General features: G+C 59.9%; 13 protein-coding genes. 3 read left to right on the plus strand and 10 right to left on the minus strand.

Annotated elements, in window-relative coordinates:
- Positions 1–5 precede the first annotated feature (5 nt).
- Together ACR3XE_RS05850 and ACR3XE_RS05855 are read left to right on the plus strand one after the other, a co-directional pair.
- The gene (locus ACR3XE_RS05850) at positions 6–1,796 is read left to right on the plus strand and encodes a sodium:proton antiporter (protein ID WP_486185979.1); all 1,791 of its coding nucleotides are present in this window, start codon (positions 6–8) and stop codon (positions 1,794–1,796) included.
- Positions 1,797–1,888: 92 nt separating this feature from the next.
- Entirely contained in the window at positions 1,889–3,124 is a 1,236-nt protein-coding gene (locus tag ACR3XE_RS05855) for a dicarboxylate/amino acid:cation symporter (RefSeq protein WP_473698547.1), read from the plus strand.
- Between the two features lie 8 nt (positions 3,125–3,132).
- Here the strand turns inward: ACR3XE_RS05855 and ACR3XE_RS05860 are convergent, their stop codons facing one another.
- Positions 3,133–3,900 (minus strand): hypothetical protein, encoded by a 768-nt coding sequence (locus tag ACR3XE_RS05860; protein WP_473698546.1) that lies wholly within the window; start codon positions 3,898–3,900, stop codon positions 3,133–3,135.
- A 178-nt stretch (positions 3,901–4,078) separates the two neighbouring features.
- Between ACR3XE_RS05860 and ACR3XE_RS05865 the strand changes: the two genes are divergently transcribed.
- Entirely contained in the window at positions 4,079–5,473 is a 1,395-nt protein-coding gene (locus ACR3XE_RS05865) for a cytochrome P450 (RefSeq protein WP_486185980.1), read from the plus strand.
- Positions 5,474–5,486: 13 nt separating this feature from the next.
- Here ACR3XE_RS05865 and ACR3XE_RS05870 read toward each other — a convergent pair whose 3' ends face one another.
- The 9 genes from ACR3XE_RS05870 to ACR3XE_RS05910 form a co-directional block, all read right to left on the minus strand.
- The gene (locus tag ACR3XE_RS05870; protein ID WP_473698544.1) at positions 5,487–5,843 is read right to left on the minus strand and encodes a HesB/IscA family protein; all 357 of its coding nucleotides are present in this window, start codon (positions 5,841–5,843) and stop codon (positions 5,487–5,489) included.
- Positions 5,843–6,313 carry an SUF system Fe-S cluster assembly protein gene (locus ACR3XE_RS05875; RefSeq protein WP_473698543.1) on the minus strand — a complete coding sequence of 157 codons (471 nt, stop codon included), beginning with the start codon at positions 6,311–6,313 and terminating at the stop codon, positions 5,843–5,845. Before ACR3XE_RS05875 ends, ACR3XE_RS05870 begins: the two co-directional genes overlap by 1 nt.
- Positions 6,310–7,566 (minus strand): aminotransferase class V-fold PLP-dependent enzyme, encoded by a 1,257-nt coding sequence (locus ACR3XE_RS05880; protein ID WP_473698542.1) that lies wholly within the window; start codon positions 7,564–7,566, stop codon positions 6,310–6,312. Before ACR3XE_RS05880 ends, ACR3XE_RS05875 begins: the two co-directional genes overlap by 4 nt.
- Entirely contained in the window at positions 7,563–8,294 is a 732-nt protein-coding gene (locus tag ACR3XE_RS05885; RefSeq protein WP_473698541.1) for a SufD family Fe-S cluster assembly protein, read from the minus strand. Before ACR3XE_RS05885 ends, ACR3XE_RS05880 begins: the two co-directional genes overlap by 4 nt.
- Complete coding sequence (sufC, locus tag ACR3XE_RS05890; protein ID WP_473698540.1) at positions 8,294–9,037, minus strand: Fe-S cluster assembly ATPase SufC; 744 nt, start codon at positions 9,035–9,037, stop codon at positions 8,294–8,296. The genes ACR3XE_RS05885 and sufC overlap by 1 nt, the downstream gene beginning before the upstream one ends.
- 274 nt (positions 9,038–9,311) lie before the next feature.
- Positions 9,312–10,799 carry a Fe-S cluster assembly protein SufB gene (gene sufB / locus ACR3XE_RS05895; RefSeq protein WP_473698539.1) on the minus strand — a complete coding sequence of 496 codons (1,488 nt, stop codon included), beginning with the start codon at positions 10,797–10,799 and terminating at the stop codon, positions 9,312–9,314.
- Positions 10,800–10,803: 4 nt separating this feature from the next.
- Positions 10,804–11,286: an SUF system Fe-S cluster assembly regulator gene (locus ACR3XE_RS05900; RefSeq protein ID WP_473698538.1), complete on the minus strand. Its 483-nt coding sequence runs from the start codon at positions 11,284–11,286 to the stop codon at positions 10,804–10,806.
- Positions 11,287–11,600: 314 nt separating this feature from the next.
- Entirely contained in the window at positions 11,601–12,488 is an 888-nt protein-coding gene (locus ACR3XE_RS05905) for a helix-turn-helix domain-containing protein (protein ID WP_473698537.1), read from the minus strand.
- Between the two features lie 93 nt (positions 12,489–12,581).
- The gene (locus ACR3XE_RS05910; protein WP_486185981.1) at positions 12,582–14,429 is read right to left on the minus strand and encodes a DUF885 domain-containing protein; all 1,848 of its coding nucleotides are present in this window, start codon (positions 14,427–14,429) and stop codon (positions 12,582–12,584) included.
- Positions 14,430–14,456 lie beyond the last annotated feature (27 nt).

A 14,456-nucleotide genomic window follows, 5' to 3' on the forward strand; every position in this document is an offset into this window, starting at 1 on the left:
CGCGGATGATTGCCGTCATTCAGGCCTTTATCACCGAACATCAGGCGGTGATCGGGCTGGTGGTGCTGGCGCTCATGTTCGTCGGTTTTGTTGTCGAGCGCTTTCCGGCGACCGTGGTTGCCATCCTTGGCACCTGCATCTTTCTGTTTCTGGGTATTTTGTCGGGCAAAGACCTGTTTTCGGTCTTTTCCAATTCGGCGCCTGTAACCATTGGCGCGATGTTCATATTGTCGGGCGCCTTGCTGCGCACCGGGACGCTTGATGCCATCGCCAGCCGCATCATCGCCCGCGCCCAGCACCATCCCAAGCTGGCGCTCGCCGAGATGTTTCTGGGGGTCTATGTTGCCTCCGCCTTCCTCAATAACACGCCGGTTGTAGTGGTGATGATCCCGATCATGCTCAAACTGGCCAATGCGTTGGGGGTCAGCGCCAAACGGCTGTTGATCCCGCTGTCTTATGTTTGCATTTTGGGCGGCACGACGACCCTGATCGGCACTTCGACCAACCTGCTGGTGGCGGCGGTGGCAGAGGATAACGGGCTCAACCGCTTTGGCATTTTCACGATTACGCCGGTCGGGCTGATAGCTGGTGTTGCAGGAATCGCGGCGCTTTTGCTCGTCTCGCGCCACCTGTTGCCCGATGATTCACCCTCGCAAATTGCGCTCAGTCAGGACCATCGCAGCTTTTTGTCGGAGGTCCGAATCTTGGGCGACGGCAATCTGGTCGGGCGGGTGATTGGCGAGGTTCCCTTTGTCAAACGCGCCAGTGTCAAGCTGGTCGGGCTCAAGCGCGGAGCGGTGCTGCGCCGCAGCGGAATCAACGACATGGAGCTAGAAGCCGACGACCGGCTGGTGCTGCGGCTTGAGCTGGCTGAATTGCTGTCGCTGCGTGCGAACAAGAATGTCGTTATCGGTCTCACTGCAGGCGCTGATGATATTCCGCAAGACGATGAGATGGTGGTCGAGGCGATGATCGCGCCCAGCCATCCGGCGATCGGGCGTCGGTTGATCGAAATTCCTTTTTTGTCGTCGCTGAAGGTCCGCATCCTTGGGGTTGCCCGCTTTCGCAAGACGCCGGGGCCGGACCTGCCCAATGCGCGTGTACAAGCTATTGACCGGGTGCTGGTGACAGGGCCGACCGAACAAATCGAACAAATCTATGGCAATCCGCATCTTTATGGCGTCGGGTCGACCAGCGAACGCGAATTCCGCCGCAGCAAGGCACCCATCGCCATCGGCGCGCTGGCCGGTGTGATCCTGCTCGCGACCTTCAATCTGATGAACATCGGGGTGGCCGCGATCATCGGCGTCGGGCTGATATTGGTCACGCGCTGCATTGATGCAGATGAGGCATGGGATTCGATCGACGGCAATGTGCTGGTGCTGATTTTCGCCATGCTCGCGGTGGGACTGTCGCTGGAAAATGCGGGAAGTGTTTCGCTGATCGTCGGCGAATTGACGCCCTGGCTGCGTCAGGTTCCACCCTGGGGTCTGGTTCTCGCAACCTATTTGATTTCGGTACTGCTGACCGAAGTGATCACCAATAATGCGGTCGCAATTCTGGTCACCCCGCTGGCCATCGCGCTGGCGCGCGAGTTGGGGGTCAATCCCTATCCGATGGTGGTGGCGGTGATGTTTGCGGCCTCGGCCAGCTTTGCGACGCCGATCGGCTATCAGACCAACACATTGGTTTATGCGGCGGGCAATTATCGCTTTATGGATTTTCTGCGCGCCGGTCTGCCGATGACGGTAGTTGTGGGGTCGGCCACAACCGTTGCCATCGCATTGTTGATGTAAGGCACCGCCGACCCGCTTGGCTTGCTGCCAACTGCATAGCGCCTTAGGGTCAATAAGCGGACCGCGAAGCACGCGGCGGGAAGGGTGAATATATGGCATTCTGGTTTCGGATTCCCTTGTGGCAGCGCGTGGTTGCGGCCCTTGTTCTGGGTATCATCACGGGCTTTGCATGGGGTCCCGAAGCGGCATCGCTCAAATGGATCGGCGATTTCTTTATCAAGTCGGTGAAGATGCTGGTCGTCCCGCTGATCTTTTTCTCGCTCGTGTCGGGGGTCGCGGCGATTGGTGATCTGCGCAAATTGGGCAAGGTCGGCGGCCGGGCGATGCTGATATTTGTCGTGACGGGGCAGATCGCCGTGTGGTTTGGGCTGATGCTCGGGTCGCTGGTCAAGCCCGGCGTTGGTCTCGACACCAGCGCCATTACGCTCGGGGCTACGCCCGAGCCCACGGCCACGGGCTGGACCGACATGATCCTGTCGATTGTCCCCGAAAGCCCGGTGCAGGTGATGGCCGATGTGCAGGTGCTGCCGCTCATCGTTTTTGCCCTGCTGGTCGGCATCGGCATTTTGATGGCCAAGGAAGAGGGCGAACCCGTCGCGCGCATCTTCGACAGCGGCGCGATCATCATGCAAAAGGTGACGATGATCGTCATGGAGCTGACGCCTTTTGGCGTCTTTGCGCTGATGGCATGGGTCGCCGGTGTGTTGGGGCTGGGGGCTCTGGAATCGCTCGCCAAGCTGGTGGCGCTCAACTATTTCGGCTGCTTGCTGATCATTTTCATCATGTATTCGCTGATGATCAAATTTCTGGCCAAGACGTCGGTCACGGGGTTTTTCCGCGGCATGATCGACGCGATGGCGGTCAGCTATTCGACCGCATCATCGAACGCGACATTGCCGGTCACGCTACGCTGTGCGCAGCGCAATTTGGGCGTATCGCGCAGCGTATCGAGCTTTGTCATCTCATTGGGCGCGACGATCAACATGAATGGCACGGCCATGTATTTGGGCCTCGCCACCCTGTTCGGGGCGCAGATTTTCGGCGTCGACCTTAGCTGGGGTGATTATTTCATGATCTCGATCACCGCGACACTCGGTGCCATTGGCGCGGCGGGGATTCCGGGCGCGGGCCTGATCATGATGGCGCTGGTGTTCGGCAGCGTCGGTGTGCCGCTGGAAACCATCGCCTTTGTGGCAGGGGTCGACCGGATCATGGATATGATGCGCACGACGACCAACGTCACCGGAGACGCTGCGGTCGCGGTCACGGTTGCCGCAATGACGGGCGAACTCGACGTCGAGGAACTAGTGTCCGCCGACGATATCTGAGACGTCAATCAGTCTGGTTGGACCCGCGGACGCTCACGACGGTTCTGAGAGGCCGCGCGTGCCGGAGCGCGGCGTCTTTCAGCGGCAGCGGGACGAGCTGCCGGTGCAGGCGCTGCTGCGGGCCGCGCACGTGCCGCAGGCTGACGCGGTGGCGCTTTGCGTGCAACACCGGGGCCGCGATTGGGACGGCGCGGGTTGCGGACGCCGGGCCGCACCGCATTGGTGATGGGCGTGGTGGTAGTGCTATCGCCCGCCACTCCTGTATGGTCGCCCCGGTGTCCGCCTTTGTGCCCGTCGCGATGGTCTCCGCGCCGTCCACTGTATCGACCATCCCCGCGATGGCCGTCACCGCGCTGGCCATCCTGCCATTTCCCTCCGCCACGATGACCTTTTCCATCATGGCCATGGTGGCGCCACCAGGCGCGGCGTCCGCCCCAATAAGTCAGATATTGGCCGCGCAATGGATAGCGGTTGTTATAGCTATCGAACAGAAACCGGCCGTATCCGGGGTAAAAATAATTGTCGTACCACCCACCACCGAATCCGATCTGGGCAAAGCCGCCACGATAATCTGCGGCATCATAGCAGTCATAGCCATAACCGTCGTCATAGCCGCCAATATCCTGATCATAATAATCACTGCCATAGCGGGTCGCGCAATCATCGTCGGCATAGGCATAATCGACGCTGTTCACGTCGCCATAATAGCAACCACCAAGCGCCGTCGTCGCTAACGCGCCAAGCGTGATGGAGAGGGGGCGGAATGGGAGTTTCATTTTTCGAGCCTTTATGGGCACCAACAGCGGTTACCGGTCATTGTGGGGATATAGATGCACGAGTCGAGTTGAATTTGCGGTGAATAGAGTCCTTCCCGTCGGCATAGCTTACTTGCATCAATGTAAGTAGTGAGGTAAACTTTCATCAACTGCCGCAAAGACAGAGGTTTTCGGTCCGATGAATGCTCCCGCCCGTACAATTTATGCCCCGTCGCGCTTTGGCCCCGATACGGCGCATTGGCTGCCCTATAACGGCAATGAAGCAACCGATCATATTCCCGGAGAAGACGGATTGCCGCTGATCGGCACGACGCTGGCGCAGCTTAAGGATTCGCGCGCGTTCACCCGCCGCATGGTCGACACCTATGGCAAAGTCTATCGCGTCCACAGCTTTGGCGGGCGCAGCGTTGCGCTCCACGGGCCCGAAGCCAATGAGCTGGTGATGTTCGACCGCGACAAGATTTTCTCGTCCGAACAGGGCTGGGGGCCGGTTCTCAACCTGTTGTTCCCGCGCGGGTTGATGTTGATGGATTTCGACAAGCACCGCATGGACCGCCGCACCCTATCGGTCGCGTTCAAGCCCGAACCGATGCGCCATTATGCCGACAGCCTGAATGTCGGCATCAAGGATCGCGTCGCAAGCTGGAGCGGCAAGACCTTCAAATTCTATCCGGCAATCAAGAAGCTGACCCTCGACCTCGCGGCGTCCAGCTTTTTGGGTATTCCGTTCGGGCCGGAAGCCGAAAAGGTCAACAAGGCCTTTGTCGACATGGTGCAGGCGTCGATCGGCATTGTCCGGCGTCCGCTGCCCTTTACTGCGATGGGGCGCGGCGTTGCGGGCCGCAAATATCTGGTCGAATATTTCAGCGCGATGGTCCCCGAACGCCGTCTGGCCGAAGGCGAGGATATTTTCAGCCAGATTTGCAAGGCCAAGGACGAAAATGGCGAATATCTGAGCGTCGAGGCGATTGTCGACCATATGAATTTCCTGATGATGGCGGCGCATGACACGATCACAAGTTCGGTGACATCACTCGTCTGGCTGCTCGCCAAAAATCCCGAATGGCAAGACAAGCTGCGCGAGGAAATGCTGGCAGTCGCCCCCGCTGGCGAGGGCGTCGGCCATAATGCGTTGGGCGAGTTGGAACTGACCGAATGGGCGTTTAAAGAGGCGCTGCGGATGATCCCGCCGGTGCCGAGTTTTCCGCGCCGCGCGCTCAAGGATTTCGAATTTGGCGGCTATACGATTCCAGCCGGCACCAGCGTCGGGGTCAATCCCGCCTTTACGCATATGATGGAGGAATATTGGCCCGAGCCTGCCAAGTTCGACCCGATGCGCTTTTCGCCCGAGATTGCCAAGGGGAGGCACAAATATGCCTGGGTGCCCTTTGGCGGCGGCGCGCATATGTGTCTGGGCTTGCACTTCGCCTATATGCAGGCGAAGATCTTTTTCCATCACGTCATCACGACGCACCGCATTGTAGTGGAAGACGGCTATGAACCCGCGTGGCAGACCTTGCCGATTCCGCGGCCAAAGGACGGACTGACGGTGCGGTTCGAACCGCTCGCTTAGTCCGGGTGTCGTGTCAAACCGTAAAGCTCTCGCCGCACCCGCACGCGCCCTTGGCGTTGGGATTTACAAAGGTGAAGCCGGCGGCGAAATCGTCGACGACCCAGTCCATCACGCTGCCGATCAGATAGAGTATGGATCCGCCATCGACGTAAAAGACGCCGCCGGGGGTCTCAATCTTCTCGTCGAATTTTTCCTCTTCGGTCACATAATCGACCGAGTAAGCGAGCCCCGAACAGCCACGGCGCGGGGTTGATAATTTGACGCCAATCGCATCGTCGGGGGCGGCGGCCATCAATTCTGCAATGCGCGCCTCGGCATTGGCGGTCAGCGTAATCGCGGCGGGGCGGGCTCGGGTTTTGGTTTCGCTCATCACAGCATCCCTAGCTCTAACCGCGCTTCGTCGCTCATATTGTCGGGCGACCAGGGCGGGTCCCAGACCAGATTGACTTCGGCATCGCCGACACCGGGGACCGCGCCGACGCGCAGCTCAACTTCGGCGGGCATGGATTCCGCGACGGGGCAATGCGGGGTGGTCAGCGTCATGGTGACGATCACATGGCCTTCGTCGACCTCGACATTATAGATCAGGCCAAGGTCGTAGATATTCACCGGAATTTCCGGATCGAAAATATCCTTGAGCGAGTTCACGACGGCTTCGTACAGGTCGCCGCCGACGGCGCCGGATGCAACAGGGGCTGGCTTGGCTGACAGGAATCCTTCGAGGTAGTCGCGCTTGCGTTCCAGCTTGTCGGGTGCGCTTTCCATATCGTCGACGCGCGCCTTGGGCGGCGCATCGACCGCTTCGACTTCTTCGACCTTGATGGTGCGTTCCTCGTTCATCCAAAAATCCTTTCGACGCGGGCCAGCCCATCGATCAGGGCCGCAACATCGTCGCTGTTGCTATAGAGTCCAAAACTTGCGCGTGCGGTCGCGGGAACGCCCAGATGGTCCATCAAAGGCTGAGCACAATGATGGCCGGCACGGATTGCGACCCCGCTTTCGTCCAAGATAGTGCCGATATCGTGCGGATGAACCCCCGCCATCGCAAAACTGACGATCCCCGCGCTGTCGGCAGGGCCAAATAGCGTGATGCTGTTCTTGCGTCCCAAGGCTTCGCGAAGCTCGGCAACGAGCGCACTTTCATGGGCGTTGATGGCGTCGAGCCCGATGGCGCTGACATAATCGATCGCCGCCGCCAGCCCGACCGCTTCGATGATCGCCGGGGTTCCGGCCTCAAAGCGTTGCGGTGCGGGAGCATAGGTGGTGCGTTCAAAGGTCACGCGGTCGATCATCGACCCGCCGCCCTGCCATGGCGGCATCGCGTCGAGCAGCGCCTTGCGCGCCCACAACACGCCAATACCGGTGGGGCCGTACAGCTTGTGGCCTGAAAAGACGTAAAAGTCACAATCAAGCGCGGCGACATCAACAGTGAGCCGTGGAACCGCCTGACAGCCGTCGATCAGCAGTTTAGCGCCGACCTTATGCGCCAGACCGGCGGCACGGCGGACGTCGAGCGTCGATCCCAGCACGTTCGAGACATGCGCCAGCGCGACAAGTTTGTGCGCGGGGGTGAGCATGGCGGCGGCGGCGTCGAGGTCGATGCGGCCGTCATCGGTCAGCGGGCAGACGTCGATGTGTGCGCCCACGCGTTCGGCCAGCAACTGCCAGGGGACGATATTGCTGTGATGCTCCAGCGTCGACAGCAGGATGCGGTCGCCCGCGCCAACATTGGTCTGACCCCAGCTTTGCGCCACCAGATTGATGCCCTCGCTTGCGCCGCGAACGAAAACGACCTCATCCTCTTGGCCGCCGATAAACTCTGCTATTCGCCGGCGGGCGGCCTCATAGGCGAGGGTCATGTCGGCCGAGCGCTGATAAACGCCGCGATGCACCGTCGCATAATCGCGGCCCATCGCATTGACCGTGGCGTCGATAACGGCTTGCGGCTTTTGCGACGTCGCAGCGGTGTCGAGATAGTGCCAATCGTTGGCGAGGCCGGGGAAGTCGGTGCGAAGAGGCTGTTCGCCAACGCGTCCGCCTTCATTCTCCCAGCGCGCCACAGCTTCGGGTTTGGCGGTGGCTGCGTCCATCACACCAATTCCCCAAGCTTCGCGAGCGCCAGGTCCTGCAACCGCTCCGCATCCTCTGCCCCGTCAAACACGCCCGCCACAAAGGCCTGCAGCATCAGCTTTTTGGCTTCACCGGGCGGAAGGCCGCGTGACTGAAGATAATAAAGCCCTATCGCGTCAAGCTCGCCAATCGCGCAACCGTGGGCGCATTTGACGTCGTCGGCGAAAATTTCGAGTTCGGGTTTGGCGTTGGCGGTGGCGCTGCGGTTGAGCAGCATCGCCTTTACATCCTGCGAACTGTCGGTTTGTTGTGCGTCGCGTGCAACCGCGACTTTGCCCAGATAGGTGCCGGTCGCGGTGCCGCCGAGGACCGACCGCACCACTTGCTTCGATGCTGCACCGGGTTCGGCGTGGGTGACGGTGGTGATAACCTCAAGATTCTGATCCTCGCCGCCGATCTGCACCGCGCCAAGCATGAAGTCTGCGCCCTCGTGCAGCGTCACGGCCAGTTCGATGCGCCCATAATCGCCGCCGATGTTCAGGATATGCAGCGTTGCGCTCGCGCCCTTGCCGACCGCCATCTCGATTTGATGGATGCCGCCGCTATCCTGCACAATCGCACGCGTGAACGCACCGCCCGCAGGCACGATAATGCTTTCGGGAGCAGGCAACGGCCATTGCCGTGCCAACGCATCCATATCGCTATAGCGCCAGGCTTCATCGCGGCGGGTGGGGAGGGCGTCTAGGTTCATCAGGCCACCACCTCGGCATAGCCATGTTCTTCGAGTTCATGCGCCAGTTCGGGGCCGCCGGTGCGCGTGATGCGGCCGCCGTCGAGGACGTGGACGAAATCGGGTTTCACATAGTCGAGCAGACGCTGGTAATGGGTGATCAGCAACACCGCCTTGTCGGGCGCGCGCATGATGCTGTTGATGCCGTGCCCGACGATCCGCAGCGCATCGATGTCGAGGCCGCTATCCGTCTCGTCTAGGATCGCGACAGCGGGGTTCAAAATCCCCATCTGCACCATCTCGTTGCGCTTTTTCTCGCCGCCCGAAAAGCCGACATTCACCGGCCGCTTGAGCATGTCCATATCCATTTTCAGCAGCGCCGCTTTCTCGCGTGCTACCTTTAGAAATTCTCCGCCGGTCAGCGGCTTTTCGTCGCGCCGCTTGCGCTGCGCATTGAGCGCCTCGCGCAGGAACTGGACGTTCGATACGCCGGGAATTTCGACCGGATATTGAAAGCCGAGGAACAGGCCCGCCGCGGCGCGCTCATGCGGTTCGAGGGCGAGCAAATCCTGCCCGTTGAACGTCACCGACCCATCGGTCACGTCGTAACCGGGCCGCCCGCCAAGGACATAAGACAGTGTCGATTTGCCCGCGCCATTGGGACCCATGATCGCATGGATTTCGCCTGCGTTGAGGGTGAGTGACAATCCTTTGAGGATGGGCTTATCAGCGACGGAGGCGTGGAGGTTTTCAATTTTTAGCATATCAAGTCCTAAGCTTTACGGCGGTGCCGTAGGCTAAAATGTCAGCGAACTCGTCACCCTGAACTTGTTTCAGCATCCATGGCCTGAGGCCTCGGCGTTCGGCCATGGATGCTGAAACAAGTTCAGCATGACGACGAGGTGAGAGGTGACGGGTCACCCCACGCTCCTCTCAAGGCTAATCCCCATCAATTTCTGTGCCTCGGCCCTCTGAAGCCCCTCCCCTGAAGGGGAGGGGTGGAGAGGCGCTTGGCCTGATCGAGGGGCGTCAGGCTGGTCATCCGACCGACCCTTCCAACGAAATCCCCAGCAATTTCTGCGCCTCGACGGCAAATTCCATCGGCAGTTGTTGCAGCACTTCCTTGGCGAAGCCGTTGACGATCAGCGCCACCGATTCCTCGGCATCGAGGCCGCGTTGCATCGCGTAGAAAAGCTGGTCGTCGCTGATCTTGCTCGTTGTGGCCTCGTGCTCGACTTGCGCCGACGGGTTGCGGACCTCGATATAGGGGACGGTGTGCGCGCCGCTGAGCGAGCCCAGCAGCAAGCTGTCGCATTGGGTGAAGTTGCGCACGCCCTCTGCCGTCGGGGCGACGCGGACGATGCCGCGATAGGTGTTGTTCGATTTGCCCGCGCTGATGCCTTTTGACACGATGGTAGATCGGGTGCCTTTGGCGTTGTGGATCATCTTGGTGCCGGTGTCGGCCTGCTGATAATTGTTGGTGACGGCGACCGAATAAAATTCGCCGACGCTGTCTTCGCCGTTCAAAACGCAGCTGGGGTATTTCCAGGTGATCGCGCTGCCGGTTTCGACCTGCGTCCAGCTGACCTTGCTGCGCTTGCCCTGACACAGCGCGCGCTTGGTCACGAAATTATAGATACCACCCAGTCCCTCGGCATTGCCGGGGTACCAGTTTTGCACCGTCGAATATTTGATCTCGGCATCGTCCAAGGCGATGAGTTCGACCACCGCGGCATGGAGCTGGTTTTCATCGCGCATCGGCGCGGTGCAGCCCTCCAGATAGCTGACGTGCGAACCTTTGTCGGCGATGATGAGCGTGCGTTCAAACTGTCCGGTATTTTCGGCATTGATGCGGAAATAGGTCGACAATTCCATCGGGCAACGCACGCCTTCGGGAATGTAAACGAAGGTTCCGTCGCTGAAGACGGCACAGTTGAGCGTGGCGAAATAATTATCCTGCATCGGCACCACCTTGCCGAGCCATTTTTTGACCAGATCGGGATATTCGCGGATCGCTTCGCTGATCGAACGAAAGATGACGCCCGCGCGCTCCAGTTCGGCGCGAAAGGTGGTGGCGACGCTGACGCTGTCGAACACCGCGTCAACGGCAACCTTGCGCGCGCCTTCGACGCCCGCGAGCACTTTCTGCTCCTCGATCGGTATGCCGAGCTTTTCATAGACGCGCAGGATTTCGGGGTCGACCTCGTCCAGACTGCCAATCTTTTCCTTCGTCTTGGGGGCCGCGAAATAATAGGCGTCCTGATAGTCGATGGGTGGCACGTTGAGCTTGGCCCAATCGGGCGGGGTCATGGTCAGCCAGTGGCGAAAGGCCTTGAGCCGCCAGTCGAGCATCCATTCGGGCTCGTTCTTCTTGGCCGAGATAAAGCGCACCGTATCTTCGGACAGGCCCTTGGGCGCGAAATCCTGTTCGATTTCGGACGACCAGCCATGTTCATAGTCGGCAACGCTCAAGGCAGCGTCGTGCGCGGCCTGATCTTTTACGGGGGTGTCGGTGCTGTCGGTCATAACTCTAACTCGTCGCCCGCGCCAATGCGGAGGCTGTTTGCGGTAAGGCGGACGGTGGCCGGATTGCGGCCCCCGTCTTTGCAGGGGCGGCGGCCAGGTTCGCCAGACTAATCTCTTCGAGCGCGGCACGAACGGCCGAGTTGACGACGCCCCAATGCGGCTGGACCTGACAGCTCCCTTCAAGGGCGCAGTCGTGGCGACCGTCCTCGACGCAAGAGGTAAGGGCAATCGGCCCTTCGACCGCTTCGATGATGTCGGCGACGCTGATTGATGCTGCCGGACGCGCAAGACGGACGCCGCCGCCGGTACCGCGTGACGCGACCAGCAGGTCGGCTCGGGCCAGGGTGCTGACCAGTTTCTGCGCTGTCGGTCCCGGTATCCCCGTTTGCTCAGCCAGCATAGCGGCGTGAATCGGCACCGACCCGCACTGGCGGGCGGCGGCGCTCATCAGCACCACGGCATAATCGGCAAGATTGGACAGGCGCATCGGCGCTCTCCTGCGAAATGGGGGCACAGGTCCTTAATTGGACCAAATCCTTCCACTTATGTAGGCGAAGGGCGCAGGCGGTGCAAGGGCGGCGGTCGCGCGCTTTGGTGACAGGCAAAAAAAAGGCACCCATCTGACCGGGGTCAAATGGGTGCCAAGATGAAGGTCTCAGTCCTCCGAGGAGGGCGAGCTCTTCTGGGTCGCAAGTCTGAACTAGGCGCTACGGGTGATTCGCTATTGGACGAAAACGCCAAATCGACATCGGGATAATCCTGATTGTAGAGGGGTATAGGGCCGAGCAGGAGGCTTGCCGCCTAGGTGTCCGAAACCAGCGGGCTGACTTTTCCAGCCATATCCTTGCGCCCCTTTGACGTTGCCTGGGTGTAGAGCGTCGGCGACGCAAGCTGGCCCGGGGTCGCGCCGGCGAAGCGCTTGATCTCGCGGATCAGGTGCGACTGGTCGTAAAAGGCATCACTGAGTGCGGCCTCATCCAAATCCTCTCCGCGCGCCAGAGCAGCGGCCGCACGCACGGCGCGATATTTGCGTGCCAACATGCGCGGCGGCAGTCCGTAAAAGCGCTTGGTCATGCGCTCGACTGAGCGGATTGACATGCCCGTTGCGCCCACCAAATCAGATATCTCTGGCGACAGACTTGCCGTCAGCCATTGATCGACAGTGCGGGTGAACCAGAGCGGTGCGGGTTCATTCTTGTTGAGAATTTCGCGCACGAAATTATTACCGATCACTTGCCGTTCCTCGGCATTTTTCGCCGCGAGCAGCGTATCGAGAACATCGTGAATCCAGCTACCGAACAAATCCTCGGCATTGATCGCACGATCGGTCAGGTTGTCGGCTTCGGAACCCATCAGCGTCGCCCAGCCCGCCGGCATCAACCCAAAGCCATAAAGTCGGGAGGTGCCGCGCACGATGGAGCGAACCCGTCCGCTGGTCGGCCCAATGATGATTGCGCGCGTTGCCGCAACGCGGTGGCCATCGGCAAAAATATACTCGCCATCGGGGTTTGACATGATGCGAAATTGCGGGCGGTCGGCGCGCTCATATTCTTCGAACAAAGGCATGTTGATGCGCGCAAAATAGAATGTCGAAACCATTTCCGCCAAATCGAGATCGGGCAAAAAATAGTTTAGTTCAAACGGAACGTCACCGTCCGACTCCGCAGAGGGCGAAGGTTTCTTCGACATCGTGCGACCATCCCCACAGTTTCAATACTGCTTTGTCTAATTAGAACAAAGCATTCGCCTTTTGTTAGGGCGCGTCAAGCCCGGATTTTCCCGCTATGGCTGCTGTGAGGCGATCCAGTCGTCGACCCGGCGCTCCAAAATGTCGAGTGGCACCGGGCCGCTCGACAGGACGACATCGTGAAAGCCGCGAATGTCGAATCTGTCCCCCAAAGCATTGCGCGCGCGGTCGCGCAATTCCATGATTTTCAGCTTGCCAATCATATAGGCGGTCGCTTGCCCCGGATAGACAATATAGCGTTCAATCGCCTTTCGGATATCGCCTTCGGGATTGGGGGTATTGGCTTGTAAATATGCGATCGCCTGCTCGCGGGTCCAGCGTTTGTCGTGGATGCCGGTATCGACGACCAACCGGCACGCGCGCCATAACTCCATCCCCAGCCGTCCGAAATCGCTGTACGGATCTTGATAAAAGCCCATGTCCTTGCCCAGTTCCTCGGCATAGAGGCCCCAGCCCTCGGTATAGGCGGTAAAGCCACCAAATCGGCGGAAGGGGGGCAGGTCTTTCATCTCGGTCTGGATCGTCCGCTGCAAATGATGCCCCGGAACACCCTCATGATAAACGAGCGCTTCCAGTTCATTTTTTGACATGTCGCGCAGATTATACAGGTTCACATAATAGGTGCCGGGTCGTGATCCGTCGGGTGATGGCGACTGGTAAAAGGCTTTGCCCGCCGATTTCTCGCGAAACGCCTCGACGGCCTTTATTTTCAGGGGGGCCTTGGGCAACGTGCTGAAATAGTCAGGCAGCTTGGCCTCCATCGCTGTCACCTTGGTGGCGACATCGGCCAAATAAGCCTCGCGACTCTTGTAAAAATATTGCGGATCGGTGCGCAGATGGACGAAAAATTCGGCCAGCGTTCCTTTGAAGCCGACCTTGGTCATGATCTTGCGCATTTCGCCATGAATACGGTCGACCTGCTCCAGCCCCAGCTCATGAATTTGCGCGGCGGTTAGGTTAGTGGTGGTGTAATTGGCCAGCAACGCCTGATAATAGGCCGCGCCATCAGGCATCCGCCACACGCCGTCATCGGTGGACGCACTCGCCTGCATCCTCGTCATACGCACCCGCAGGTCACGATAGCCTGGAACCGCGCTTGTCCGCCACGCATCGCGCGCCGCCTTTTTCAGCTCGGCCTTGCGGGCGTCAGGCAGGGTCAGTGCGTCGACCTTGGTATCGAAATCGGCGATGACGGCATTGCTTTCCACCTTGCCGTCGCTGCCGATCAGATTGTCGATGTCGGACAGGACATGGGCATAGACCCATTTGGGCGGACCCATGCCCGCATTGGCGCGGCGTTCGGCCTCGGCGGCCAGCTCGCTGATGACCGGCCCCATTCCCCCGATACGGCTGATATAGGCTTGCGCTTCACTGTCATCGGAAACGCGATGAATATTGATCAGAAAGGCAGGCATACGGCTTTGCGCGCCGTTCATCTGATCGAAAATATAACGATGGTCGCGGAACCGGAACAGGCGCGCCGATCGCTTGGCATCGGCATCGAACAGTTCAAAGGACAGCGCGTCCTCGGTCGACATTGTTTTTGGGTCATAGGCGGTGCGCATCGCCGCGGCGCTGGCTTGTTGCAGCTTTTCCCGGTTGACTTCGGCGGCGTCGGACACATCGTTCCACTGGCCATAATCACCGTCGCGAATGCCGCGATAGGCCTTGGATTGCGGGGATAGCGACAGCTGTGCCGCGTCATAATTCTGGAAAAATTCGTTCAGCCCTACTCCCGCCGGTGCCGTGGTGTCGGGTTGCGGTGCGTCTGTGGCGGGGGGCAGGGGGGCCGGTGCATCCTGCATCGCGGTCGAGACGCAGCCGGTGGCAGACAGGACCAGCAGGCTGGCGGACAATTTGACGGCTAAACGGATGTGCGACACGATTTTCTCCCGATTTTTCTGTTGGCC

Source organism: Sphingopyxis sp. 10G20-10 (assembly GCF_057365075.1).